A 25362-nucleotide genomic window follows, 5' to 3' on the forward strand; every position below is an offset into this window, starting at 1 on the left:
GTGAGGTGTTTCCATGTCGGTCAGATCGAGCATTTTCTCGGCGATGCAACAGATTGCCGAAGAACAAAAGGTCACGCTTCCGCCGCTCCAGGACGATCTGTCGCTGCAGGAGACGGGGTTCGACTCGCTGGCATTCGCGATCCTGGTCGCTCGGTTGGAGGATCAGCTTGGCGTCGATCCCTTCACCATCGCAGACGCAGCCGCCTTCCCGTCGACCGTCGGTGAGTTCGTCAGAGCCTACGAGAATGTCCCCGCCTGAGATCTTCTCGCTGCGCCGATATCTCGGCCCGGAGCTGAAGGGCCGCACGATTTCCGATGCAAGGCATAGCATCTCGCTCACCGACATCCACCGGTACAGCTGCCTGACGGGCGAATCCCGCGAACTATCCGGCCGTTCGGTGCTGCTTGCGACGTCGAGACAGCTGCTGTCCGCGCTGGCGATGATCGAGCTCGACGGCGTCGTCCGCTGCATGCTTCTGTGCCCGCCCGACCTCGATCCGGATCGCATCCAGGCCCTGCTTGCGGGTGCCGAGATCGATGCCATCGTCACCGATCGGCCGCTGCAACAATGCGCTGCTGGCTCATATTTGATCGTCGCCGCCGGCCTGCCCGAACGGTCAAACGTGGAATGGGAAACCCAGCGCGCCACCGAGTGGCTGATGCTGACCTCGGGGACGTCCGGGCTGCCGAAGATCGTCCGGCATACGCTCGATGGGCTGGCCGGTGCGATCATCGCCGAGGGGCCCGCGCGCCACCGGAGCGCGACCTGGGCGACGTTCTACGATATCCGCCGCTACGGCGGCCTCCAGATCTTCCTGCGCGCCGTCATCGGCGGCGGATCGATGGTGCTGTCGGAGTCTGGAGAAGCGATCGCGGACCACGTGGCACGGCTGCGGGCGGCCGGCGTCACCCACATTTCCGGCACGCCATCGCATTGGCGCAAGCTTTTGATGAGCTGCGCGGCCACAAACTTCTCGCCGCGCTACGTCCGCCTGTCCGGCGAAATCGCCGACCAGGCGTTGCTCGACGGCTTGGCCCGAACGTTTCCGCATGCATCGATCGGCCATGCCTATGCTTCGACCGAGGCCGGCGTCGGTTTCGCGGTGGACGACGCGCGCGAGGGCTTTCCCGCCGATTTGATTGGACAAAGCCGCGAGGGCGTCGAGATGAAGATCGTCGACGGCTCGCTCCGGATCCGCTCACACCGAACCGCGCTCGCCTATGTCGGCGCGGATGCGCCGTCGCTCACCGACGCCGAAGGCTTCGTCGACACTGGCGACATGGTCGAGCTGCGCGGCGAGCGTTGCTACTTTGTCGGCCGGCGCAGCGGCATCATCAACATCGGCGGGCTGAAGGTCCATCCCGAGGAGATCGAGGCCGTGATCAACCGGCACGCCTCCGTCCAGTTGTCGCGCGCACGATCGCGCAGCAGCCCGATCACCGGCGCCATCGTGGTCGCCGATGTCGTCCTCGCCGCCGGCACCGACAGGGAGCGCCAAGAGGCGATCCGCACCGAGATTCTCAACCAGTGCAAGGACTGCCTTGCTGCATGGAAGGTGCCTGCGGTGATCCGCTTCGTCGAGCGGCTCGACGTCACCGCAGCGGGAAAACTGGCGCGCACCGATGCGTAACGTCCTCGTCACCGGCGGCAGCCGCGGTATCGGTCTTGCCATTGCGCGCAGGCTCGCCGCATCCGGGGACTACAACGTGGTCGCGGTAGCGCGCCGCGAGAGCGGGGAGCTTGCGGCTGCAGTCCGCGAAGCACAAGGGCGCCTGCATTTCCGCGCCTGCGATCTTGCGGTCACTGATGCGATCCCGCTCTTCGCAAAATCAGTGCGCAACGAATTCGGCCCGATCTACGGCCTGGTCAACAATGCCGGACTCGGTACCGATGGGCTGCTGGCCACCATGCACAATTCCGAGATCGAAGCCTTGATTCGCCTGAACGTGCTGTCGCCGATCATCCTGACCAAATACGTGGCCCGCCATATGATGGCCGACGGCGCGGGACGAATCGTCAACATTTCCTCCATCGTCGCCTCGACCGGCTACAGCGGCCTGTCCGTGTATGCCGCATCCAAGGCCGCGCTTGCCGGCTTCACCCGTTCGCTGGCCCGAGAAGTCGGCAGGGTCGGCATCACCGTGAACGCGATCGCGCCCGGCTTCATCGACACAGAATTGACCAGGTCCCTGGACGACGAAGGCCGCCGACGCATTGCCGGCCGCAGCGCGTTGCGCCGTCTGCCCGAAGCCGACGACGTTGCTTCCGTGGTCGAATATCTTCTCGGCGAATGCGGCCGGAACATCACAGGCACCGTGGTGACGGTCGACGCCGGTAACACCGCCTGATCATCGCTGATCAACCTGCCAACTAAGGGCGTTGGCGTGTCACGGCGCCGGGATCTTGGCCCAATTGCGCCATCATCCGATCGGCCGCGGCGGACAGCGCCAAGCCGATGCAAGCCGAGAGCGCATCGACCACAAAATCCTCAAACCTCGCATGCCGCCCCGGCACCCATAGTTGCATGATCTCGAGCAGGCCGATCAGAGCAACGGCGACCACTGCAACGGTCCAGCGCCGCTGCGGATAGGCGAGGCCGAAGGCAATCCCGACCATAAGGAAGGCGAACGCGTGATCGCCGTGTTGTCCGAGAACGGGGTGAGGCCGAAGGTCCTGAGGCCCGAGCGTTACGAAAGTGACGGCGGCCGCAAGCAGCCACGCGGCGAGCCGAAGAAGAGCAGTGATAACCACTACAGCGCCCCGATTGGCAGCCCGCGACGGGGCTCTTCATTTCCGAGGTTCGATTTCAAAGACATGCTCCCCTCTACTCTGCAGCGTATGCACTTCATTTTGACGACGTGGGCCCCTTCAGATGCTCGAGCATGGTGTTGCAGGCCTCCTCCGCTTCCGTGAACGTCGCAAACGCCGAACCGCCGATCTTGATCGCGCTGCGGCTCTGATAAAGCGGCCGCCACGACGCCACGTAGCCCGCACGTCCATGAAAGCCGGCACCGGCAGGACTCTCATACGTGATCACAAAGGAGAAGCCGTCGTCGCTTGCGCTCCAAATTTCCATGTCCTCGACGGCACGGTGAAACTGAAGGGACATCAAGATGCGCCCGCGTACTCGCTTTCAACTCAGCCACAGAGTTTCAGTCCTGCCGGCATGCCGTCCGCAGAGGAACGGCCCTGACCACTAGGGGGCAGCAGGGAGGGTCAGGGCCGCCGCTCCGGATGTGTCGAGGTCCAGTCGGCACATCTCTGCGATCGCATCTGGAGCCGTTCGTTCTCGTCCGCGACTTCTTTTACCAGACAACGGACGAACCGAGATCGACCCAGGGCTGCAGATGACGAACAAAATACACTTCCCTCGCGATGCGTTGGCTGCGATTCTGGATCAGACACCAGTCCCGACGGACTACCCCCTAAGCTTCCCGGACATCGAACTCGCGGTGGTCAACCAGCCCCACGAGGACGTTTCCGCCGGGGCTGGCGCGCCCATCAACCGCCCCCTGCCCGTCACGCCGCGAGAACCAACCAAGAATGATGGTGGGGGAGTCCTCGGCGCGCTCCGCTTGCCGGACTTAATCCGGCGGAGCCTTCTCCCGCGTGACCGTCGCGCGATCGTGTTGCGCGATGGCGAGGGCCGCGAGCACCGTCCGATTGCTGATTTCAAGCTTCTGAAAGATGTTGTGCAGGTGCACCTTGATGGTGCCGTCGGCGATGTTCAGCCGCCGCCCGATTTCCTTGTTCGACAATCCCTCGGAGACCAGACGCATGATCTGACGCTCGCGGTCTGTCAGCGCCGTCAGCGCGCTCTCCGAATTCGTCCCCTGCTCATGCGACACGATCGAACCGGATTGGGAGGACGGCAGCAGGTTGTGACCGTTGGCGATGTGCCGCAAGGACTGCACCAGCGCTTCAGGCGCCGTGTCCTTGAGGACGATGCTACAGGTCACGGGCGTCGCCGAGAGCACCAGTTCGCAATCTTCACTCGCGGCGAAAAACACCAAATGAGTCGAACGATTTTCTGAATTGATGGCCGAAAGAATTCTCAGCGCGGCAAGCTCAGGCATTGCGGGATCGACAATCGCGATATCGGGCGCCAAGTTCCGGATCGCCTCGATGCAGCTCGCGGCGTCGCTGCAAGATGCAACGATATTGAAATCGGCTGCCGCGCCGAGCACGTTGCTCAGGCCCTGCAAAACCACCGGATGCCGGTCTGCAATGACTACACTAGTACGTCGCATCGGGCGTTCCTCAGTATGTCGCCCCCGAACATAAACTCCGTGCGCCCACTCCTATTTCAACTACTATTAATAGAATCATCCGAAATTTCCATTAACAAAGCAAGGTTGGTGTCGCAGGGCAATACTTAGGGCTAGCGATAGTTAGGGCTAATCGGCACACTGCTCTGCTCGTTTCCCGACTCTCGTTGCCAATTTGCGATGCAGGCTTCCCCGTAAGAGTCCGGTGATCAGGCTAAGCGCGCACACACGACGGCGTAGCTATCAACGGCGAAGAGCCTCGAATTTCCTCAACTCGCGATATGCGCCGCGACGTTAACTCACTTGGAAAATGTATTCGCGCAAACGTAGCATCGACGAAGAAAGTCACCGAAAGGTTTTTCAACGTCGAATGAACACTCCGACCTAATTCACGCAGAGACTGCGCTAGAAGCGGTTTTTAACCACCGTAACCATCCGGGTATATGCAAGCGCCCTCCTATAACGAACGATATATAGGGCGATCGGAAATTCGCATCTAACATTTATAAAAGGTTAAGCAAGATGGATTGATCGAAATCCATGACATTGCGCAAAATGAGGAGGATCACGACCGAAGTAACTCGATATTTTTGAAGACTACAAACCGAAGAGAACGACCAAACGAACAACAAGGATTGGCTCGTCCTTCGAGAAACCAAATTGAGTTCAACCGCCCGTTGCTGTTGTGTCATTGCGTAGTAGGCTGGAGGGTAAAATGCGGAGGCGGCAATCTTGCGAGACCGTTCTTATTGGAAAGAACGTTTTGATTAGAGAAGGCATTGCTAGAATACTCCACGCGGCAAATTTTCGCATCCCGGTATCGGCGTCGAGCCCCGAGGAATTGCCGAGCTCACTTCAAGCAGAGCAACTGATGTTTCTCATCGTCCACACCGGCGATGATTTCGATCTCGCGATAGAGCAAATCGGATATGTGAAGGATCGATATCCGGACGCGCGCATCGCGATCGTCTCGGACAACTATCGGCCAGTCGAACTCGCTGCTGCATTTCGTGCAGGCGCCAACGGCTACTTCGTCAACGTCAATTCCTGCGACTCATTCATCAAGTCGGTCGAGCTCGTGACGATGGGCGAAACCGTGTTCCCGCCCGCCTTCCTGTCGTTCGCTCTTGACGGCAATCGCGAACGCGAGCGCGAAGCGACGCAGTCCGGCGAAAATGAACACGCGATCCTCGTCGCTGCAGAGGACGCAATCTCGCCACAGCTGTCTCCGCGCGAAAAGGCAATTCTATCCTGCCTTATCGAGGGTGATTCCAACAAATGCATTGCCCGAAAGATCGATATCGCCGAGGCCACCGTGAAGGTCCACGTCAAGGCGATCCTACGCAAGATCCGGGTTCAGAACCGGACCCAAGCGGCGATTTGGGGAATGAACCATGGGTCGCAGGTACGAGCGACAGGTGGTCGCACGCTCACAGCCGTCGATCCGGGCAGAGGAATCGCGAAGCCTCTCGAGGTGGTCTCCGAGATGGAGCAGATCAACGACCCGGCTCCATTGGTCCCGCAGTCTAACCGCGTCGCGGTACCCCCTATCGACGGTCTACTCCGCAAGGGCGGCATGGATCGAGGGACTCGCGCGGCGGTACGGCCGTACAAATAAGGGCAAGGACCCGGCCACTTGGAAACAACTGCCGTCGCGGCGAACGAGTTCGTCGCGGCGTGGCGCACCGACACTTTCTCCGACTTCCCTGACTTCCAGGCGCCTGGCAGGACGTCCGTCGCTGCTCTTGCGTGAATAGCACGCTTGATCGCGTGGGACTGGCGGACGTTTTCGAGCTCGCGGACGCGTGCAACCGACTTGCCGACGCGACGAGTCTGGAAATGGGCGATCGGCAGCACCATCATGCGACGAAACAGCGGACGCCGAGCTCGGCTGCCGGTGCGGTATGCAAGCCACAGCCGCTCTTACCCGCTTCTGCTTTCGGCTTGTGCAATCGCCATCGCGGTTCTTGGCGATCCGTTGTGTTTCGGATTCGATGATGTCGCGGTCGATGCGGAAGCCGTCAAAGACGCGCGATCCGCTGGCGGGACGAACGCACGCCAGCGTCGATCGATTAGTGCATCGGTGCGCGGGCACCCCGCCGCCGCTTGGGTCGGTGCCGCGGATCGTCAAATTTGAGCTCGGCGACCAGTCGCCAGAGCTGAACCTCGTGACCGTCCGCTAAGCGCCCGGCACGCTCGGTTGCGGACGCATCGTCCGGGCAGTGAAGGTTGACCACACCCCCCAACTGGCCGTGTTCGTCCAGAACGAATGCACGATAGTGTGGCATCGCAAATCCCCACGCGAATGCATCTTACCTGCAGCCGCGCTCTGCGGCTTGGAGATTTTGAGACATTACGAGCTACCTCTGATGGGCGGTATGCTTGCCGCAGTGGCTCGCCCCGAACCCGCTCATGCGGTCAGACCCTTCGGCGCCCGTTCGAATACCTCAGGCGCACTCACTCAGGCGTGACGACGAAAATGCCTCGACCGCTGCCGGACTTTCGGAAGCTGGCTACCAAGGTAGCCGCCGGGGTTCTGCAGTTGCCAACGCCAATGGTCCGCACACATCTGCTGCAATGATCGGGTCGATTTCCAGCCCAATGCTTCCATCGCGAATGTCGGATCGGCGTAGCAGACGGCGACATCACCGGCCCGGCGCTCTCCGATCTCATAGGGGACTGTTCTCCCACTCACCGCCTCGAATGTGCGAACGACCTCCAGAACGCTGCTGCCGTTGCCCGTGCCAAGGTTGACTGTGAGCACACCGGGCTGACTGAGGTGGCGCAAGGCACTCAAATGCCCAGATGCGAGATCGACCACGTGAATGAAGTCGCGGACTCCGGTGCCATCAGGCGTGTCGTAGTCGTTTCCCCAGATCTGCAGCTTCTCCCGCCGTCCAATCGCTACCTGCGCCACAAACGGAAGCAGGTTGTTGGGAACACCCAGCGGGTCTTCTCCGATCAGCCCGCTTTCGTGCGCACCAACCGGATTGAAGTAGCGCAGATTGCCGATCCGCCAATCGTCGCCCGACCTGCAGAGATCCTTCAGCATCTCTTCGATAACGAGCTTCGTGCGGCCGTAGGGATTGGTCGGACCGAGGGGATGCTTTTCGTCGAGCGGCAAGTATCTGGGTATCCCATAGACGGTCGCCGACGAGCTGAAGACGAGCGTCTTCACATTCGCCCTCTTCATGGCCGATACAAGCCGCATCGTTCCCAGGACGTTGTTCTCGTAATACGTCATGGGCCGGACGTTGGAATCGCCGACGGCCTTCAGCCCTGCGAGGTGAATGACAGCAGTCACTCCGCAGGCGCGAAGTGTGTCGTAGATCGCCTCTTCATTCCGGATATCTGCGTGGCGAAAGACGAGCGTTCGCCCGCAGATGGATTGCGCCCGTTCGAGCGAGGCCTTGTTGCTGTTGGAGAGATTGTCGACCGCGACGACGTCGAGCCCGGCGTCCAGCAACGCGATGCAGACGTGGGACCCGATATAGCCGGCACCTCCGGTCACCAAGATCATCTCGGACACCTTCCGCTTACGCTCAACTGCCTCTGTGCAATGCGACACCACATTACCTGCAAGTTGCGCCCACGAGGCGTGGCTTTATGAGCTACCTCTGATGGACTGCGTCGCAGCTGACGCCGTCCGCCGGGGCGGGCCATCGAGCGCTCAAGATTGTCGCGTCATCCATTTCCACGCGTCGCGAATCTGAACCTCCAGGTCAGATCGCTCCGGCTTCCAGCCGAGCAGGGTTCGTGCCTTTTCCAGAGCGCCGATCAGGACTGCGGGATCGCCAGTCCGTCTCGGCACAAGCTCGACCTGGATTGATTTGCCCGTGACGCGTTCAGCTGTCGCCACGACTTCCAGTACCGAGTAGCCCCGCTCATTGGCCAAATTGATTGCGCAGGTGGCTCCGCCTCCGATGAGATACTCGAGTGCCCTCACATGCGCGTCGGCAATATCAAGCACATGGACGTAATCGCGGATGCAAGTTCCGTCCGCTGTGTCGTAGTCATTCCCGAACACTTTGATCGCCGTGCCGTCGCGGGCGGCGGCGAGGACCAACGGGATCAAATGGGTTTCCGGTTCGTGAGCTTCACCGATTTCTGCTTCGGGGTCAGCACCCGCCGCATTGAAGTAGCGCAGCGAAACCGAACGAAGGCCGTGGGCCGCGTCGAGATCCCCAAGCATCCGCTCAACCACCAGCTTCGAATAGCCATAAGGATTGATCGGCTGTTGTGGGTGATCCTCCGAGATCGGAAGCTGATCGGGTACGCCATAGGTCGCGCAGCTCGAGGAGAACACCACCGGCGTTGGCCTGAAGTCGATCCAGGCCTGAAGCAGCGAGGCGGTTTCGCCGATATTGTTGCGATAATAGAGCAGTGGACTCGCGACGGATTCGCCAACGTAGGCATAGGCGGCGAAATGTATCAGAGCCGATGGACGATACTTTTCGAGCACCGAACGCACCCGGGCGGCGTCCCCGATGTCGCCAAATTCGAACATGCCGTATCTCGCGGCCCAACGATTTCCGCGCGACAGGTTGTCGTAGACAACCGGCTCCAGTCCACGGCGTGCCAATACTTTGCAGGTGTGACTCCCGATATAGCCGGCGCCACCCGTAACCAGAATCTTCACGATGCTCTATATCGCCTCGAATTTAGCACTGGGTAAAGATGCAATGGTCGGGTCCCGTTCCAGCGAGGCCTCGTTGCTGTTGAAGAGATTGTCATCGACGCCGCAGCTTCCCGTTCCGAATTACGGCGGCCCTTATCATCTCTGCCCGACGCGCACCGAATCGCCTGCGGTTGCATCGGTCGGGCCTGTCCCTGATCGAACATCTGAACTGCCTAGCCTTCGGGGAGGGAGGGCAGGACCATCCTGGTATTGGAGGCTGACCTCCACGGCATCACCCGGCTGCAGCTCGGTATCTTCGCTTGCGATGATCCGTTCCTGCCCCTTATCGCCCTTTCTGATGATGGCAATCTCCGTGTGGCTGCCGGCTCCTCGCACGAGTTGTGATCGAACCATCGCAGTGTACTGAAGCTTCTCGCCAACGCTCTGCAGCTTTTCACGAATTTGATTGAGCCTTACGCTGGTATCTTGCAGCTCACGGAGCAGGTCGAGCCGCCGCTGGTCATCGAGCTTCGCCAGCTTTCTGACGAACTCGTCCTGCTGCTTCTTGACCTGCAGCAGCTGCGCAGAGGTTTGCAGCTTCCGGGTTGATGACAGCAGCACCGCGCGACGCGCATCGGTAACGCGAGGGCTGATCAACGAACCTTTGCTGAACAGCTCGGTCGTCTTTTGCAGCTCTTCAACATCTGCCTGAAGACCCTCTTCATCCTTCTTCTGCTGCTCTGACAGCACGCGGACCTCGTCGTCTGCCTGTCGAATGCCGCGCTGCAAGTACGTTTTTTCCTGTTGATAATCACTCTGCTTGGTCTTCAGATATTCTGTTTCTGCATTAACGATTTCCGAAATCGCCGATCGAGCTAAGGGCGCTTCCATCAGGGAGCCCGAACTGATCTGCTCCCCCTCTCCGAGCTCATTCTTGATGCGCCACATACGTGCCTGTTCTTTGGCGAATTCAGTCCAAAGCGATCCATACTCGCTTCTCAAGTCCGCAGACTCGAGATACGGGTTGTTCATTCTGATACGCATGATGTCGTAGCCACCTGCCACAGCGACGAGTTGGCGTGCCGTCATGGACGGACGATAAGGATACTCGCCTGGCTTTGACACGTCTCCGTTTACGTAAATCGGCCGGTATTCTGCCACGGTCGTCGTGACCTCATCCGCGTCTATCACGATCGCAACCTCACGACCGTCAGGCGTCCTCTGACGAAGCACCTTGCTGACCAGCGCGGCCCCGATTTTGGCTCGGATCTGCGACAAAGGCAGACCGGCTACTGCAATCGTTCCGACCAGTGGCAACGAAACATTCCCGTCTATTTGGACGGCAGCACGATGCCTAAGTTCCGGCGCACCCGCCACTGCAACCTCCAGGGTATCTCCAACGCTTACTCGATATTCGGCCTTGGCTTGGGTGACGGAAACTGTCAGGCCAACGGCCACCAGGCCCCATCTGATGCAACGATTCAGGATGCTGCCGACGACATCGATATGGAACGTGGTCACCAGATGAACTCCTTCAAATCTGCCCCCGCGAACACCAACACGTCAACATCCCTGACCTCCAAATGACGGTCCGGACGGCAGATCCGCTAGGCACGTGCTCGATTCTCTCATTTGCACTGGGTCGTTTCAGCGCCTTACCGATCATCAGGTCGCACACTCCGTCGCACCCGTCGGCATTCAAGCGGATTGCTGCTCGAACTTTAGTCCTGCACCGCCGCGGCTCAATGGACCATCGTAGTTACCTACATCGTAGCTACCCATTTATTGCCTTTCTCATCCACAGATTGGGAATGTACTGATTCAGCCGAAGCGATGGGTGGCTGAGTGCTATGAATCATGCGTCCTTTACCAATTTGCCGGCCTCTACCACGCTCCCGGCACATTCGGTCGACGGTTGCACGGCAGTCCCAGCAGGCGTCGGTAGGAACCGATCGGCCGCCCTGTTCGTATTGGCCGCAGCCACTGAATTCCTGCTGGTAGCAATTGCGGCCTTTTTCGCCGCCATCCTCTACCATTGGTTGATCTTTCAGGACCTACCGGATCTCGCCAAATATGTCGCGGAATCACTTCTGATCGCCACGTTGGAGCTGATCGTTTCCGTAGGGCTCGGGCAATATTCCCGGATCCAGACGCAGCTCCGCCATGTGTACCTATGGGGCGGTGTTACGGCCGTTCTCCTCGCATTCTCTCTCTTCCTGTCGGCGACATTCCTTCTGGAAATCTCAGAAGACTATTCGCGCGCTATCGTCATGGTCCAAGTTGCGAGCGCCGTTCTCGCGGTGATCTGCGCACGGACACTATGGCTCTCGTTCCTACTACCTGCCCTCTCGTCGGGTCAGATCGATACCAGGCGCGTGATCCTCGTTGGAGAACCGGATCACTGCCTGCATTTTTCCGCTCGGACAATGGCTAGCGGGATTCGGACCATTCGCTCATTCGACTTTCCCACCGTTCGCGCTCGCTCCTCAGCGCAGATGCGGCCTGGTGCTGTCCAAATGCTGCCTGATGCCCGTCGACTGGTCGCGGATTGCCGCCCGCTCCGAGCCGACGACATCGTCATCTTGACCTCGCAACAAGATGTTTCGTCGGCTCTCACACTTGCGAGCGCCCTGTCAGACCTTCCGGTTGACGTCCACGTCGTCCCCGTCGGATTGATCGATTTGATGTCCAAGTCGCGGATTGCCCAGTTCGGCAACATGGTGACGATGCGGATCTTCCAGTCCGCCCTTACTCCTTTTCAGCGAGCAATCAAGCGAGCATTCGACATCGCCGCTGCAGTCGCCGGCCTCATCGTAGTCAGCCCCCTTTTCGTCATCGTGCCGATTGCAATCAAGCTCGACTCCAGCGGGCCCGTGCTATTTCGCCAGAAACGGCATGGCTACAACAACGAGCCAATCCGTGTGTTGAAATTCCGCACGATGACTGTGATGGAGGATGGCGACAATTTCAGTCCCGTCACCAGACACGATCCACGCGTGACCCGTTTGGGACACTTCTTGCGTCACACCAATATCGACGAACTTCCGCAGTTGTTCAATGTGCTGATCGGGGACATGTCGATCGTCGGGCCCCGCCCACATGCAACCGCGCAAAACGAGGTGTTCGCCGAGCTGATTTCGTCGTTTTCCCGTCGCCACAATGTGAAGCCCGGCATTACCGGTTGGGCTCAGGTCAACGGGTACCGCGGTGACACCGACACTCTCGAGAAGATGCAGCGTCGCGTGGAGCACGACCTGTACTACATCGACAACTGGTCCCTCCTTCTGGATCTCAAAATCATGATCATGACCCTGTTCTCCAGAAAGGTGTACTGGAATGCTTATTGACGCCCTTCTTTCTGCTGCACCTCCGGCTAACCGGCGTCGAACTCGTAAATCGCGGAACGTCATCGAACCTGGGCATCAGTCACCCCACGGGACGCTCCGTATGATCTCACGTACGAAGCCTCGGACTCGCAACCATTAACGCTGGTACCAGAACATGCTCCAGACTCCCAAGCGAATAGAGACTTCGATAAATCAAGACGCAATGGCGCCTGACCATCGTCTGCCGGTCGTGTCTGTGGCTGACGTTGCGGATTTCTTATGGCGGCGCGTCTCGATCATTTCGTTGACGTGTTTGGCAATGTGGGGGATCGCCGTCCTCTACCTTATTGTTGCGACACCGAAGTTCACGGCCGAAGCGGATCTCGTCATCGAGTCGAAAGCGCCGCTTGGAGACACCGCGTCGGTCTCAACGATCGTGGAAAGTCAGATCGGCATCATAAAATCCGAAAGTATCGCTCGCGACGTCATACGCAAACTTGATCTAGCAAAGGACCCCGAATTCGCCGGACAAATTGGTATCCGCAACTCGATAGCCAGATTGCTCGGTTGGCGCAAACCGGAAACGGAAGCAATCGCGATACGCTATGCACTTGAGGTTTTCCAGCGCAAGCTTTCGGTCAAGCGCGTCGGCCTCACATACCTCGTCGAGGTTAGCTTCGAGTCCATCGACGCTGAGCGAGCGGCGCAGATCTTAAACACCGTAGCGGAAACATATATCGGGCGTCAAATGGACGCGAAATACAAGTCCACTTTCCGCGATGAGACATGGATCAAGGATCGATTGAACGAATTGACCAATCAGGCATCATCTGCCCAAAAGGCATTGGAGGATTATTATAAGAACAGGAAGGACATGGCGGACTCTGCGGATGCCGTCGATCCAGGTGCGGCGAGATCGCAATCGACGACGCGGAGGCAAGGTGAGCTTCGCGAATTGGTCGCCGCCGCGGAGCAATCCACGAGCGCTCTTGATAATTTTCGTCACGCTCTGCGTCAAATGGACGCCGTACAACAACAATCCTTGCCGGTGTTCGAGGCACGTCTAATTACCGAGGCCCTGCCTCCCTTAAGGGCCAGTTCTCCAAAAGGCCTAGTCGTGCTTGGAATATCGACCGTGGCAGGCTTGTTTCTCGGCATCGCTATCGGGATCCTGCGCGATCTCTCGTATCGGGGCATCCGTACCAGCGGCCAGGTCTGGAGAGAGCTTCAAGTACCGTGCATTGCAGTTGTTCCAAAGGTCAAGCCCCAGGCCGCCTGGAGAAAGCTGACAACGGTTCTCTCGGACCTTGCTGAGAAGCGTCCGGTGAATTTGGGCAGCCTCCACAGCCAAATCAGCTCGATGCGAATTGGCCCGCAGTCCGTTGTCACGCCAGCGCTGGATGCCGAGCGCCGGGCAAAGCGCGCTTTGTCCAGCCCACCGTCACCGAGCCGTCCGAAATCGCGCAGCATCGTACGTGCCGAGAGTCCAATTTGGACAATTACGGATGCACCTGAGTCTCGATTCACCGAGTCGTTTCTCGAGATCAAGTTAGCCATCGATTCGACCAACCGAAGCGGCAAGAGAAAGCAGGTGATTGGCATCACCTCGACACAAGCCGCCGCGGGAACGTCCACCGTTGCAGCGGCCTTGGCACTGCTTCTGGCACATGCGGGATCTCGCGTTGTTCTGGTCGACTGCAATTTGCGAAATCGATCACTCTCGACCGCACTAGCTCCGACGGCCACATTTGGCATTTTGGATGTCATGGCAGGGGCGGCTTCTGTGTCTGAAACGACCTGGACTGACGCGGCGTCGCAGCTGGTCTTTCTACCAGTTGGCAATGACTCTCGAACACCTTACGCAAGCGACATTCTGGGATCGGAGAAGCTCGATCGATTGCTTCAGTCTCTTCGTGAGACCTACGAATACGTTATTGTCGATCTGCCGCCCCTCGCGCCGTTTGCAGACGTTCGCGCCGCAGCGCATCTGTTGGATTCGTTCATCCTTGTTGTCGAGTGGGGGCGTACGAAAGTGAGCGTCGTCGCGCGTGCGCTAGAAGCGTGTAACAGCATGGATGACCTCATGCTCGGCATTACGCTGAACAAGGCAGACTTGAATTACTGAGAGGACCCGAGCACCGGTGCGCGCGTCTCACGCGTGGTGGATAGAAGAGACCCGGACCTGTTCCAGGCGAGCGTGTCGCGGAGCTTCGCGCGGCCCTCCACTTCGACCAACACCGGCCTACATGGTATCCATTCATGGACGCAAATCGACTGAACGGGAAGACTCCCTGGCGCCATTTTGCACAAGGCACGCCTTTCTACGCCTTGGCGATGATTTACAACCAGGTGCTGAGCTTCACTGTCGGCATATTAGTCGCACGATTCATTGGCGCCTCCCAGTACGGCGTGGTCAGTGTGGCCCGCAATATTTTTGATGTTCTTGGAATTGTCAGCCCTCTGGGCCTCGATCTCGCATTGCAACGACATCTGGGATCTGGACCGCATTCGACCCGATTAGCACAACTAACGGGCTTTCGTTCGGCTGCTTTCGTGCTCGGGATCGCTCCGGCTGTATTGGCTGCACTGGGGTTGGGCACCTATGTCGAGCAATCTATCTACCGCTATCCCGAGTTCGCCAACATCTTGCTCGTAACGCTCATTGCTCTCCCATTTGCCACGGACCTGGCTGTGCTGGGCGGCGCATATCGTGGAGTTTTGAAGCCAGATCCCAGCATTCTGGCAAGCTATGTTCTGCAGCCGACGTTCAGGGCTCTGGTGATGATAGCGCTGTTTGTCCTTGGCTGGCGTTTGTGGGCGGTGGTGGTGGGCACATCTGTCTCATACGTCTTGTCATGGATTATGTTGGCGGTACGAGCCCGGAGAGAGCTGGCACCTGCGAATTCAACCGGGGGGTTTGACTTGGCCGACGGGTTGTCCGTTCTGCGCTACTCTCCCAGTCTGGCCGCATCGCTCGTTTTCACAACGTATATCCGTTCGACCGACTCGCTCTTCCTCGGCCACTTCGGATCGGCGGCGGACGTTGGGCAGTACGGCGCCGTGGTCATGGTGGCGCAACTCATTGGCCTTCTGGGATTGGCCGTCGGGCAGACCCTGGGTGCTCGCATTGCTCTGTGTTATCGAAACAACGACGTCGCCGGAATGGAGATGCTCCTGGCAGAAAACCTCCGCTTGACGACATTGTTTTCGGCGCCGGTATTTGCCGCGATTGTCTTCTGGGGTGATCGTATCGACCTCGTGCTTGGACCGACGTTCGCGGTGGATGCGTCGGTCGTGTCGATCGTCGCCGCCAGAATGCTTGTGCAGACGATGTTCGGGTGCAGCGGTTTTGCCCTTTCGATGACCGGCCTGCACCTACGGGAGACGGGACTTTTGGGGATTGGATTGCTGGTCTCGGTTGTTCTGTGTTTTGCGCTGATTCCCAGCCATGGACAGATTGGGGCAGCGGTGGCCGGCTTCATTTCATTGTTGATGATTAATGTGACCAGGTACGCAATCGTAAGGTCCGTGTTTGGTATCAAGACCGTCAAGCTGGCTGCAATAAAGCCAGTCGTATGGGCCGTCGCCGTCGCGGGTGCGACGGATCTGTTGCTGCGACCGTTCGATGACCGAACGGTGTTGTTCACCCTCTTCGAGGGCGTGATTTTCGCGATCAGCTTCGCCGTGTCGGCTTGGTTTATGCTGGTTACTTCTCAAGACCGCGAGATGGTCGCCAGGCTATTCATGCCGCGGCTTTCCATTGCGGGAGCGGATGAATGAGAGTGATGTCCCGTTGCATGCCGGCGAATACCCGCGGCGCCATGATCTCGGTACGGAGTGCGTGGCACAAAATCTTTTCCATCCTGGAGCCTTCCAATGCGGACTCCAGTGTGCGCGCCGATGACACTCATCGGTCGCCCGTTCAAGAGCAGACAGCTGGTTTACGCGCTGGACAGTCTCCGGCTCCAGGCACGCCATCTCGAGATGGGCTCGTGTCTCGCATGAACGTGACAGGTGGGAAGGTTGCTGTGGTCGCGATCGGGCGCAACGAGGGCGATCGTTTGGCGCAATGCCTAGGGTCGGTGATGGCGATCGGGACGCCGGCGGTATACGTGGATTCGGGATCCACCGACAGTTCGGTGGCGTTGGCGCGGGGCGCCGGTATTGATGTGGTGGAACTCGACGGCCGAATTCCCTTTACGGCTGCGCGCGCTCGCAACGAGGGGTTCGAACACTTGCGCCAGTTGGCGCCCGATCTCTCCTACATACAGTTTGTCGACGGTGACTGCGAAATTGTCGCGGGCTGGATCGAGAAAGCGGTAGCTTTCCTCGATTCGCACCGTGACGTGGCAGTCGTCTGTGGTCGACTGCGCGAACGTTATCCGGAGCGATCGATTTACAACAGAGTATGCGACATCGAATGGGACAGACCGGTGGGAGAGACTCATGCCTGCGGGGGCAACGCTTTGATGCGCGTTGACGCCTTCGAGAGGGCAGGCAGGTATCGGGCAGATTTGACTTCGGGCGAAGAACCGGAGCTGTGCAAGCGGCTACGCGCCACCGGATGGCGCGTATGGCGGCTGGATGCCGAAATGGCGTTGCATGATGCAGCCATGATGCGCTTTGGCCAGTGGTGGTGGCGGGCGGTGCGGACTGGCTACGGCTTCGCGCAACACGCTTATCTGTTCAGAACCCCATCCCAGCGCTGGGGATGCCTCCGAGCGTGGTTGTGGGGTGTATGGCTTCCCCTAGCCTGCCTGGCGTTCGGAGTGGTGCTGGGCCCCTGGGGCTGGGCCTCCTGGCTCATCTACCCTCTGAGGTGGCTGCGCCAGACGTTACGCACCCCCGGACCGCTGAGCAGGCGCTCATTGTCGGCGCTGTTCCAGCTGGTGTCCGCTTTCCCCGAGAGTTGGGGGCAGGTCAAGTTCATGCATGAGCGCTTCCTAGGCCGCCAGGCGCGCCTCATCGAATACAAATGACATCGTCATGCACACCGCCGTATTCAGTCCTTCAGGCACCACCTCAGCTCAGCTAATGGCATCGAGCTCACTGCAGCTCGGAGATACTGAGCTGGTCACGGACGGGAGCAATGGCATTGCACCGCGTGATAGTGGCAGGCAGGACGATAGACCTATGCGGATCATGTTCATGATCAATGGTCTGGTCCCGGGGGGCGCCGAACTCCATACCTTGCAACTTGCGAATTCACTGGCGACCCATGGACACGTCTGCACGATGGTGAGCCTCACAGGCGGCGACCCGACGCTGCTTCGCCAAAACCCCGCCGAAATCTGCCATGGAAATCGGATTTACGACATTGGCACGCTGTTGAACGTCACACGCCTGATCCGAGCCCACAGTCCGCAGCTAATGGTCGCGATCGACGAGAGGCCGCTGCTTTTTGCGACCGTTTCACGGCATCTGGCGAAGTCAAATGCCAAACTCGTAGCAATACTCCACAAGGCGTACCTGCGGACAATTAGGGAGCGCGTATTCGATCCCATCTATCGCTATGTCGCCGCCCGTGCGGACGCATTGGTCTATGTTTCCCAAAACCAACGCAAGCTCTGGGAAGATCGAGGATTTACCCCTCCCCGTTCAATCGTCATTCGCAATGGTGTGGACCAGCGTCGGTTCTCCCCTCGTTCAGTCATTGAATGGAGAGATCGGACCCGCTCGCTGCTGGGATTTACACCAGACGATTATGTGATCGGCATGTGCGCTCGCTTTAGTCCTGAGAAAAATCATTGTCAGCTGATCGACGCCATGCAGGTCCTCCGAACTCAAGGACGTCAGGTGAAAGCGCTGCTCGTGGGGAGTGGCCCTACGCAAGCGACCGTTGCGCAGTATGCCAGAGAAAGCGGACTGTCGGAGCATATCGTCTTTGCTGGACACCAGCTCGATGTGTGCCCCTACACAAGCGCGTTTGACGTTGGCGTCCTCTGTAGTCTCTACGAAGCGGCACCGCTTTCCGTATTGGAAATGATGGCGATGGGCCTGCCAGTCGTTGTCAGCAACGTCGGCGGCCTCCCCGAAATCGTACGCCCTGGAGAGACCGGATTCCTGTTCCCGGTTGGAGATACGGTGGCCCTGGTGAACTCAATCGAGATGATGAGCGACCCGCTCAAGCGAGAATCGTTCGGCCGTGCAGCGTCAAAATTGGTCACCGCGAATTTTGGCGTCGACCGCATGCTCGAAAGTTACAGCACTTTTTTGAGTGGGCTATTGTGAGAACAGCACCATGCAGTCTCTGACTCATTCGGACCGGAGCCAGCAAATATCCGGGGCAATCTACCTGAAACTCGCCGCACTGCTGTTTGTCCTCCTCCTGCTCGTATATACCTATCCGTTCGTCTTCTTGGTCGAGGGCATCGATCCCTCTCTACCGATCGACAATCAAGAAGAGACGACAAAACTCGTGTATTACCTTCAGGTGGCAATTCCGCTTTTGTGCATCGCAATTGCCGCAATGTACCATGGCGACCTGTCTTTTGGCATTCCGGCCGTGATCCTCGTTTTTCCGTTGGTCTGCCTTGCTTCCACCGCTTGGTCCATTGATCCGTATAACACCTTCAAAGCCGCCTCCACTCTGATTTTGTTTATTTTCGCCACCGCTGCCATCTGCTCGCTTTTGGAGATAGACGTTTATTGCAATGTGGTGATCAAGGTAATGATCTTTGTGATCCTCTCCAGCGTCGTGATGGCAATTGCGTTTCCGAAGTACGGAACGCATCAAGTGGGCGATATCTTCGACGACATCCGTGTTGGGGTATGGCGAGGAGTCTTCAGTCATAAGAATCAGCTGGGCGAAGCTGCGAGCCTCAGCACCTTCACCTTCTTGTGCTTCCGGCGCCCCGTCGGCGCACCCCTTGTGCTGTGGGTTATATACACTGCCGCTGCGATCGCCTGCCTCGTGTTTGCCAGTTCGGCTGGCGCATTTTTCACCGTGTGCGGATTGCTCCTCTACTACTGGCTGGTAAGAGTTACCGCTGGTCAATCAATCGTTCTAGCGCTGCTGATTATTGCCGCGACCCTCATAGTGTATACGGTCTTCCAGTTGTTTGCCGACGACCTTGTAGCGTTGGTCGGGAAAGACATGACCTTCACTGGACGCACGGAAATCTGGAGCATCGCGCTTGACGCCGCTTGGGAGCGGCCGGTACTAGGATTCGGCTACTTTGCCGCAACCATGGATCCCTTGGGGATTGATGCCTTGAGACCCATTCTCACCCTCGGCATGAAAAGCATAGCTGTGCACAACGGGTACCTCAATGTCCTGATAGATACAGGAATCGTCGGCCTGACCTCGTTGGCAATGTGGTTCCTGATTGTCATCGTAAGAGGTCTTCAGCGCGTAAACGCCTCCACTTCCCCTGAAAGAGACTACTTCATGCTGCTTGTGTTTTTCCCGATTGGGACCGTATTCTTCTCGTTTGTTGAAGGGGTATTGCACGATCCTCGGGGCTTGATTGGCGCGCTGACCTTCTCATCGCTTACCGCGATTCCGTGCTACCTGCGGGCATCGCTAGTCTCACCGGACCGACGCTTACTTCGGACGCGGCCCAAACCTTCTGACCTGAGTCCCAAAAATGGGTAGAGTCCGTCACCCGCTGGGGGATAGACATGAAGGCAAGTCGGTTTCGGTTTACGGAAGAGCAGATCGTAAGGGTTTTGCGGGAGCAGGAGACCGGGGGCGAAGACGGCTGATCTCTGCCGCAAATACGGGATCAGCGCGACATTCTACGAATGGAAGGCCAAGTATGGCGGTCTCGATGTCTCGGACGCCAGGCGACTTCGAGGAGGAGAACGCCCAGCTGAAGAAGCTGCTGGCCGAGGCGATGCTCGACAACGCGATGCTGAGGATATCGCTTCAGAAAAATGATGACGACCGAGGCGCCGCCCGTTGGCGAACTGGTCGTGACGAAGTCCAGCGACCAGCGTGCGTTGGGCTTGGCCTTCCCCAGGATCGGGGGCCGGGTCTCCAAGCCCTTGCGACCGGCCCGTCGCTGGACGGCCTCCCGATCAGCTTCGCATTCTCCGCATCCTCAACATCGTCGATGACGTTACCAAGAAATGCCGTAAGCGCTCAACCGGGGTGGTCTGAGCCCCGCAAACTCCTCCAAAAATGAGTGGAGTCCGTCACCTGGGAAGGGATGGACCATGAAGCCAAGTCGGTTCACAGATGAGCAGATCATTGGGGTTCTGCGGGAGCAGGAAGCCGGAGCAGCAACGGCCGATGCTTGCCGTAAACACGGGATCTCCAGCGCCACGTTCTATAAGTGGAAGGCGAGGTATGGCGGCTTGGAAGTGTCCCGACGCCAAGCGGCTCAAGGCATTGGAGGACGAGAACGCCAAGCTGAAGAAGCTGTTGGCCGAGGCGATGCTCGACAACGCCATGCTCAAGGACGTTGCGTCAAAAAAAATGGTGACGCCCGTCGCGAGACGAGAGGCCCGTCGCTCATCTGCGGACTACGTTCGAGGTGAGCGAGCGGCGGGCGTGCAAAGTCCTTGGCGCAGATCGCGCATCGGTGCGCTATCGCGGCCGGCGAGCCGACGATGCTCTCGTACGTAGTTCCGGTGTCTCTATCGCGAGGAACGGCTTCAAGTCCGCCGGTGTGGTGGACCACGGGCGCTCGGCACCAGGGCGCCGCTTTCGATCCCGCAGGGAGCCAACCAGCGCTGGAGCCTCGACTTCCTGTCGGATGCATTTGCTGACGGCCGACGCGAAAGGCAGATCGATTGGCACTACATCGCGCCCGGCAAGCCGACCCAGAATGCCTTCATCGAGAGTTTCAACGCCCGCCTGCGCGACGAACTTCTCAATGAGACGCTGTTCACCTCGCTGGCACAGGCTCGCGCCTTGCTGGCGGCCTGGAAAGACGACTACAACAACGCCAGGCCGCACAGTGCACTGGGCAACCTCACACTCGACCGAATACGCCAATCGCGGCGATCCTGGGCCGCAACGGGGCGGGACGCTGCGCTATGACGAGGGCTCCGCGCCCGCCCCGTTGCTCCACCGAGCCTGATGCGCTCAAATGTCACCGGGACTCTCCCCTATTGCTGGATGAAGCGCGGGGCTCAGACCAGGATATTTGGACAGCCAGAAAGTTGTCCGGCCGCCCCTTTTCAGTTTTCCGCACGTCAGGAGTGCATGGCCGTAAGCGCTCAGCCGGGGCCCTATTGAGGCTGGCTTGACGTTTTGCGGAATCGCCACGGCATGAGGTCTTCGATCCTGCTATGGGGATGGCCGTCGATGATCGCCTCGAGTGTTTCGGTGATGTAGGCAGCCGGGTTGACGCCGTTGAGCTTGCAGGTAGCGACGATCGACGCCAGCAAGGCCCAGTTTTCTGCCCCGATTTCATGACCGGCGAAGAGAGCATTTTTCCTTGTCAAGCAGACTGGCCGGATGGCGTTCTCGACCGGGTTGGTGTCGAGCTCGAGACGGCCGTCTTCGAGGAAGCGGGTCAGTCCCTGCCAATGATTGAGCGCATAGCGGATGTCCTAGGCGAGCGTCGAAGCGCTGGAGATCATTGACAGCTGTTTCTCGAACCACGGCTTTAACGCGGCTACCATGGGCAGCGAGTGCTCCTTGCGCGCAACCAACCGGATGTCCGGCGACGAGCCGCGCACCATGGCTTCGATGGCGTAAAGCTGTGCGATGTGCCGAACGGCGGCCTCGGCGATCGGCGATTTGCTGTTGCGGGCCAACTTGACAAAGCGTCGGCGCAAGTGACTCCAGCAATGCACGAGCGTCCATGGCCCTTGCCGTCGAGCGGCTTCGGTCAGTCGGTCATAACCCTCATAGGCATCGCATTGCAGGAAGCGTCCGCTGAAGCCATCCAGGAACTTCTCAGCGAAGGCACCGCTGCGACCGGGGGCATATCGGAACAGCACGATCGGCGGACTTGGGCCGCTGTGGCCGCGGTCATCGGAGACAACCGCCCAGAAGTAGCCTTTCTTCGTTTGGCCGCGCCCGGGATCGAGTACCGGCGCCGTGGTTTCGTCCATGAACAGGCGATCCGCCATGGCCAGGCGGCGGCGCATGTGGTCCGCGATCGGTTGAAGATGGAAGCAGGCTCGGCCGGACCAGTTGCCCAGTGTCGCCCGATCAAGCCGGATTCCCTGGCGCGCATAGATCTCGGCCTGACGGTAAAATGGCGTATGGTCGCCAAACTTGGAGACGATCACGTGCGCAATGGCCGCTTCGGTCGGCAGCCCGCTGGGCACGACATGCTCCGGTGCGTGTGCCTGCACGACAGGGCCGGAGCAGCGGCGACAGATGTATTTCTGTGAGTGGCGGAGTTATTCTCCCCACCTATGGCATTTGAAAATTCCCCAGTTTTCGTGACGGCCGACCGTCCAGGGCATGCCCTGGACGGTCGGCCGGCGCGCCGAATCGCTGACGCTCCTCCTGCAGGCGGGAGGGAGGGCGCGGTGATCAAACTTGGGGAACTTGTCATGATCTTGGATTTGCATCGCCAAGGTCTGTCGGTCAGCGCTATCGCCCGGCAGCTTGGTGTCGACCGAAAGACAGTCAGGGCCTACATCGCCAAAGGGTTGGAGCCGCCGGTCTACGAAAAGCGGGCACCAAGGCCGGGAATCGTCGATCACTTCCAAACCTATTTGCGCGAACGACTGGCGGCCTATCCCGCGCTCACGGCTGTGCGGCTATGGCGTGAGCTCAAGGAACGCGGCTTCGCTGGCGGCTACAGCGTCGTCCGCGATCGCGTGCGGGAGCTGCGGCCTTCCCGGCCGGCGGGCTTCGAAGTCCGTTTTGAAACGCCAGCGGGTGAGCAGGCGCAAGTCGACTTCGCCAGGTTCGAGGTCGAGTTCGTCGATGAGCCAGGGGTCAAGCGCATCGTCTGGCTGTTCTCGATGGTGCTCGGCTACTCACGGCTGATCTGGGCGCGCTTCGTTGTCCATCAAGATTTGCAAACCGTTCTTCGCTGTCATATTGCCGCTCTGGAGGCGATCGGCGGCGTTCCGCGCGAGATCCTCTACGACCGGATGAAGACCGCTGTCCTCGGCGAGGACGCCGAGGGGCTCGTGGTCTACAACCGCGCCCTCGTCGATCTCGCTCGCCATTATGGCTTCCAGCCACGCGCCTGCCGGCCCTATCGGGCCAAGACCAAGGGCAAGGTCGAGCGGCCGTTCCGCTATATCCGCGAGGACTTCTTCCTCGGCGGCGTCTTCGGCAATCTCGAGGACCTCAACGGCCAGCTCCGCCATTGGCTGGATACGGTCGCCAATCCTCGGGTGCATGCCACAACGCGTCGGGTCGTCAACGAGGCTTTCGCCGAGGAAAGGGCGTCACTGCAAGCCTTACCGAGCGCGCCGTATCGGGCGGTGTTGCGTCTGGAGCGGCGGGCCTCGCATGAAGGCATGGTGAGCGTCGGCGGCAATCTCTACAGCGTGCCTGATACCACGCGTCGGCGGGTCTTCGACGTCCATGTCCTCGCCGACGAAATCCGTATCTTCGAGGGCAGCGTTCTGGTGGCAAGCCATGCTCCGCTCGAAGAGCGCGGCCAAAAGCGGCTCGATCCTGCGCATCGCAAGCTCGCCAGCTTCGGCCGACGCCGCTCAGGCAATCCGGAACCAATCACTCTCACGCGCGCCGGTGCCACGCCGTTCGTCGTTCGCTGGACTTCTACGCGGCCGTCGGCCGCCGCCTGGCAACCCAGGAGGTCGTGTGATGAGTGCTTCCTCCGTCGTCGAGCGGATCAAGACCAGTCTCGTCGGCCTGAAAATGCCGCGTGCGCTGGAAATCCTTGATACTACCCTGCGCGGTATCGAACGCGGCGAAATGGGCGCCGTCGATGCCATCGACGCCTTGCTTACCGAAGAACTCACGATGCGCGAAAACCGCCGCGTTAAAATGGCGGTCCAGATGGCCAAGTTGTCGGCGATCAAAACTCTCGCCGGCTTTGACTTCGCCTTCCAGCCTTCGCTCGACAAAAACCGCGTCCTGGCGCTCGCCGGATTGCAGTTCATTAATCGCGCCGAAGCCATCCACCTCATCGGGCCACCAGGAACCGGCAAGACCCATCTGAGCCTGGCCCTCGGTGTTGAGGCTGTCAAAGCTGGGCGCAGCGTCTACTTCAGCTCTCTCGCTGATATCGTTGCCTCGCTCGCCAAGGCCGAACGTGACGGCGCTCTGCGCGAGCGGATCCGCTACTACTGCCGTTTTGCGCTGCTCATCGTCGACGAAATCGGCTACCTACCGGTCACTCCCGGCGGTGGCAACTTGTTCTTCCAGCTCGTCAACGCCCGGTATGAAAAAGGCGCGATGATCCTGACCTCGAACCGCGGCTTCGCGGAGTGGGGAGAGATCTTCGGCGATTCCGTCGTCGCGACCGCGCTCCTCGATCGTCTCCTTCATCACGCTGTCGTCATTCAAATCGAGGGCTCGAGCTATCGCCTACGCGAACACGCCGATCTTGTCCCCGAGACAATCCGCCACAAGACGCAGGCAACCGCAAAACACATTCCGCCGACCCTGAAACGCCGGGGGCCGGCCACCGAAAAACGGAGTTGCCGATCACGTCGACGGCTGATCGCCATCCCGCCAAGCTGGGGAATTTTGCGGCGCCACTTCTGAGGAGATTCCGCGCGCCGTTGACAATTTCGGGCGGCGCGTGACCAGCACACGCCATTGCGCCGGGATCACGTCGAGGCGCTTGCTGACGTCCTCGCCGATCTTCGTCATGGTGCCGCAACCGCACGGGCAGAGCGTGCTCGCAGGCTCGATAACCCGCTCCACCCGCGGCAAGTGGGCAGGCAAGCAGCCGCGATTGCGATGAGAGCCTTGATCCGTCACGCTCCGCGATCGGCCCTGGATCACCGTCTCGGCTCTCTCCTGCGCCGCGTCCAGGATGCCTTGCGCGATCTCCACGTCTTCGAGCGGCAAGTGATACTGATCTGGTCGCAGCTTCTCGGACTTCGCGCCAAACTTGTCGCGTCGCAATTCGCCGAGAATGATCTCCAGCCGACGCCGGGCCTCCTCCGACGCCGCCAGTGCCCCCTGATGCTCGCTCAAAGCCGCCTTCGTTTGCGCCAAAAGCGCCTTCAGTCGTTCGTTTTCGTCGCGCAGCGCCGCGATGCTCATGGGCTATTTCGAGCACATCGGCGCCGCACGTGCCACGTTCA

General features: G+C 59.5%; 19 protein-coding genes and 4 pseudogenes. 14 read left to right on the forward strand and 9 right to left on the reverse strand.

From position 1 onward, the window contains the following. Window positions 1–13 precede the first annotated feature (13 nt). From QA640_RS31070 to QA640_RS31080, 3 genes are read left to right on the forward strand one after another with little or no spacing between them, the layout of a single operon-like run. Window positions 14–259, forward strand: coding sequence for an acyl carrier protein (locus QA640_RS31070; RefSeq protein WP_283036659.1), 246 nt, complete (start codon window positions 14–16; stop codon window positions 257–259). Further along, complete coding sequence (locus tag QA640_RS31075) at window positions 246–1631, forward strand: class I adenylate-forming enzyme family protein (protein WP_283036660.1); 1386 nt, start codon at window positions 246–248, stop codon at window positions 1629–1631. Before QA640_RS31070 ends, QA640_RS31075 begins: the two co-directional genes overlap by 14 nt. Then, window positions 1624–2349 carry an SDR family NAD(P)-dependent oxidoreductase gene (locus QA640_RS31080; protein WP_283036661.1) on the forward strand — a complete coding sequence of 242 codons (726 nt, stop codon included), beginning with the start codon at window positions 1624–1626 and terminating at the stop codon, window positions 2347–2349. The genes QA640_RS31075 and QA640_RS31080 overlap by 8 nt, the downstream gene beginning before the upstream one ends. Window positions 2350–2371: 22 nt before the next feature. Here the strand turns inward: QA640_RS31080 and QA640_RS31085 are convergent, their stop codons facing one another. The 3 genes from QA640_RS31085 to QA640_RS31095 all read right to left on the reverse strand — a co-directional run bounded on the left by QA640_RS31085 (window position 2372) and on the right by QA640_RS31095 (window position 4251). Next, window positions 2372–2746, reverse strand: coding sequence for a VanZ family protein (locus QA640_RS31085; RefSeq protein ID WP_283042941.1), 375 nt, complete (start codon window positions 2744–2746; stop codon window positions 2372–2374). A gap of 100 nt (window positions 2747–2846) precedes the next feature. Then, window positions 2847–3110: a hypothetical protein gene (locus QA640_RS31090; RefSeq protein ID WP_283036662.1), complete on the reverse strand. Its 264-nt coding sequence runs from the start codon at window positions 3108–3110 to the stop codon at window positions 2847–2849. A gap of 475 nt (window positions 3111–3585) precedes the next feature. Further along, window positions 3586–4251: a response regulator transcription factor gene (locus QA640_RS31095; protein WP_283036663.1), complete on the reverse strand. Its 666-nt coding sequence runs from the start codon at window positions 4249–4251 to the stop codon at window positions 3586–3588. 889 nt (window positions 4252–5140) lie between these two features. Here QA640_RS31095 and QA640_RS31100 point away from each other — a divergent pair. Continuing rightward, window positions 5141–5887: a response regulator transcription factor gene (locus QA640_RS31100; RefSeq protein WP_283036664.1), complete on the forward strand. Its 747-nt coding sequence runs from the start codon at window positions 5141–5143 to the stop codon at window positions 5885–5887. A gap of 843 nt (window positions 5888–6730) precedes the next feature. On the opposite strand, the gene galE (QA640_RS31105) is transcribed toward QA640_RS31100, so the two are convergent. From galE (QA640_RS31105) to QA640_RS31115, 3 genes are all read right to left on the reverse strand, one after another. Continuing rightward, a complete protein-coding gene (galE, locus tag QA640_RS31105) occupies window positions 6731–7789 on the reverse strand; it encodes a UDP-glucose 4-epimerase GalE (RefSeq protein WP_283036665.1) in 1059 nt (352 codons plus the stop codon). A gap of 150 nt (window positions 7790–7939) precedes the next feature. Continuing rightward, window positions 7940–8908, reverse strand: a complete 969-nt coding sequence (gene galE, locus QA640_RS31110) for a UDP-glucose 4-epimerase GalE (protein ID WP_349253643.1) — start codon at window positions 8906–8908, stop codon at window positions 7940–7942. A 135-nt stretch (window positions 8909–9043) separates the two neighbouring features. Then, the gene (locus QA640_RS31115) at window positions 9044–10408 is read right to left on the reverse strand and encodes a polysaccharide biosynthesis/export family protein (RefSeq protein ID WP_283036666.1); all 1365 of its coding nucleotides are present in this window, start codon (window positions 10406–10408) and stop codon (window positions 9044–9046) included. A gap of 329 nt (window positions 10409–10737) precedes the next feature. Between QA640_RS31115 and QA640_RS31120 the strand changes: the two genes are divergently transcribed. The 8 genes and pseudogenes from QA640_RS31120 (at window position 10738) to QA640_RS31155 (ending at window position 21242) form a co-directional block, all read left to right on the forward strand. Next, window positions 10738–12234: an undecaprenyl-phosphate glucose phosphotransferase gene (locus QA640_RS31120; protein WP_283036667.1), complete on the forward strand. Its 1497-nt coding sequence runs from the start codon at window positions 10738–10740 to the stop codon at window positions 12232–12234. Between the two features lie 202 nt (window positions 12235–12436). After that, window positions 12437–14338: a Wzz/FepE/Etk N-terminal domain-containing protein gene (locus QA640_RS31125; protein ID WP_283036668.1), complete on the forward strand. Its 1902-nt coding sequence runs from the start codon at window positions 12437–12439 to the stop codon at window positions 14336–14338. Between the two features lie 134 nt (window positions 14339–14472). Next, the gene (locus QA640_RS31130; RefSeq protein ID WP_283036669.1) at window positions 14473–15993 is read left to right on the forward strand and encodes an oligosaccharide flippase family protein; all 1521 of its coding nucleotides are present in this window, start codon (window positions 14473–14475) and stop codon (window positions 15991–15993) included. Between the two features lie 221 nt (window positions 15994–16214). After that, window positions 16215–17192: a glycosyltransferase family A protein gene (locus QA640_RS31135; protein WP_283036670.1), complete on the forward strand. Its 978-nt coding sequence runs from the start codon at window positions 16215–16217 to the stop codon at window positions 17190–17192. 154 nt (window positions 17193–17346) lie between these two features. Next, a complete protein-coding gene (locus tag QA640_RS31140) occupies window positions 17347–18444 on the forward strand; it encodes a glycosyltransferase (RefSeq protein ID WP_283036671.1) in 1098 nt (365 codons plus the stop codon). A gap of 10 nt (window positions 18445–18454) precedes the next feature. Further along, window positions 18455–19810 carry an O-antigen ligase family protein gene (locus QA640_RS31145; protein ID WP_283036672.1) on the forward strand — a complete coding sequence of 452 codons (1356 nt, stop codon included), beginning with the start codon at window positions 18455–18457 and terminating at the stop codon, window positions 19808–19810. A 26-nt stretch (window positions 19811–19836) separates the two neighbouring features. Continuing rightward, window positions 19837–20075 (forward strand): annotated as a pseudogene (locus tag QA640_RS31150) (transposase); the annotation flags it as partial. 298 nt (window positions 20076–20373) lie between these two features. Beyond that, window positions 20374–21242: pseudogene (locus tag QA640_RS31155) on the forward strand (integrase core domain-containing protein). A gap of 151 nt (window positions 21243–21393) precedes the next feature. Here the strand turns inward: QA640_RS31155 and QA640_RS31160 are convergent. Next, window positions 21394–21609: a transposase domain-containing protein gene (locus QA640_RS31160; protein WP_283043132.1), complete on the reverse strand. Its 216-nt coding sequence runs from the start codon at window positions 21607–21609 to the stop codon at window positions 21394–21396. A gap of 12 nt (window positions 21610–21621) precedes the next feature. Next, window positions 21622–22470: pseudogene (locus QA640_RS31165) on the reverse strand (IS66 family transposase); the annotation flags it as partial. Between the two features lie 180 nt (window positions 22471–22650). Here QA640_RS31165 and istA point away from each other — a divergent pair. Together istA and istB are read left to right on the forward strand one after the other, a co-directional pair. Then, a pseudogene (gene istA, locus QA640_RS31170) lies at window positions 22651–23909 on the forward strand (IS21 family transposase). Further along, a complete protein-coding gene (istB, locus tag QA640_RS31175) occupies window positions 23909–24814 on the forward strand; it encodes an IS21-like element helper ATPase IstB (protein ID WP_283036673.1) in 906 nt (301 codons plus the stop codon). The pseudogene istA and the gene istB overlap by 1 nt, the downstream one beginning before the upstream one ends. On the opposite strand, the gene QA640_RS31180 is transcribed toward istB, so the two are convergent. Then, a complete protein-coding gene (locus QA640_RS31180; protein ID WP_283036674.1) occupies window positions 24755–25321 on the reverse strand; it encodes an IS66 family transposase zinc-finger binding domain-containing protein in 567 nt (188 codons plus the stop codon). The genes istB and QA640_RS31180 overlap by 60 nt on opposite strands. Between the last annotated feature and the right edge of the window lie 41 nt (window positions 25322–25362).

It is taken from the genome of Bradyrhizobium sp. CB82 (genome assembly GCF_029714405.1).
Taxonomy (GTDB): domain Bacteria; phylum Pseudomonadota; class Alphaproteobacteria; order Rhizobiales; family Xanthobacteraceae; genus Bradyrhizobium.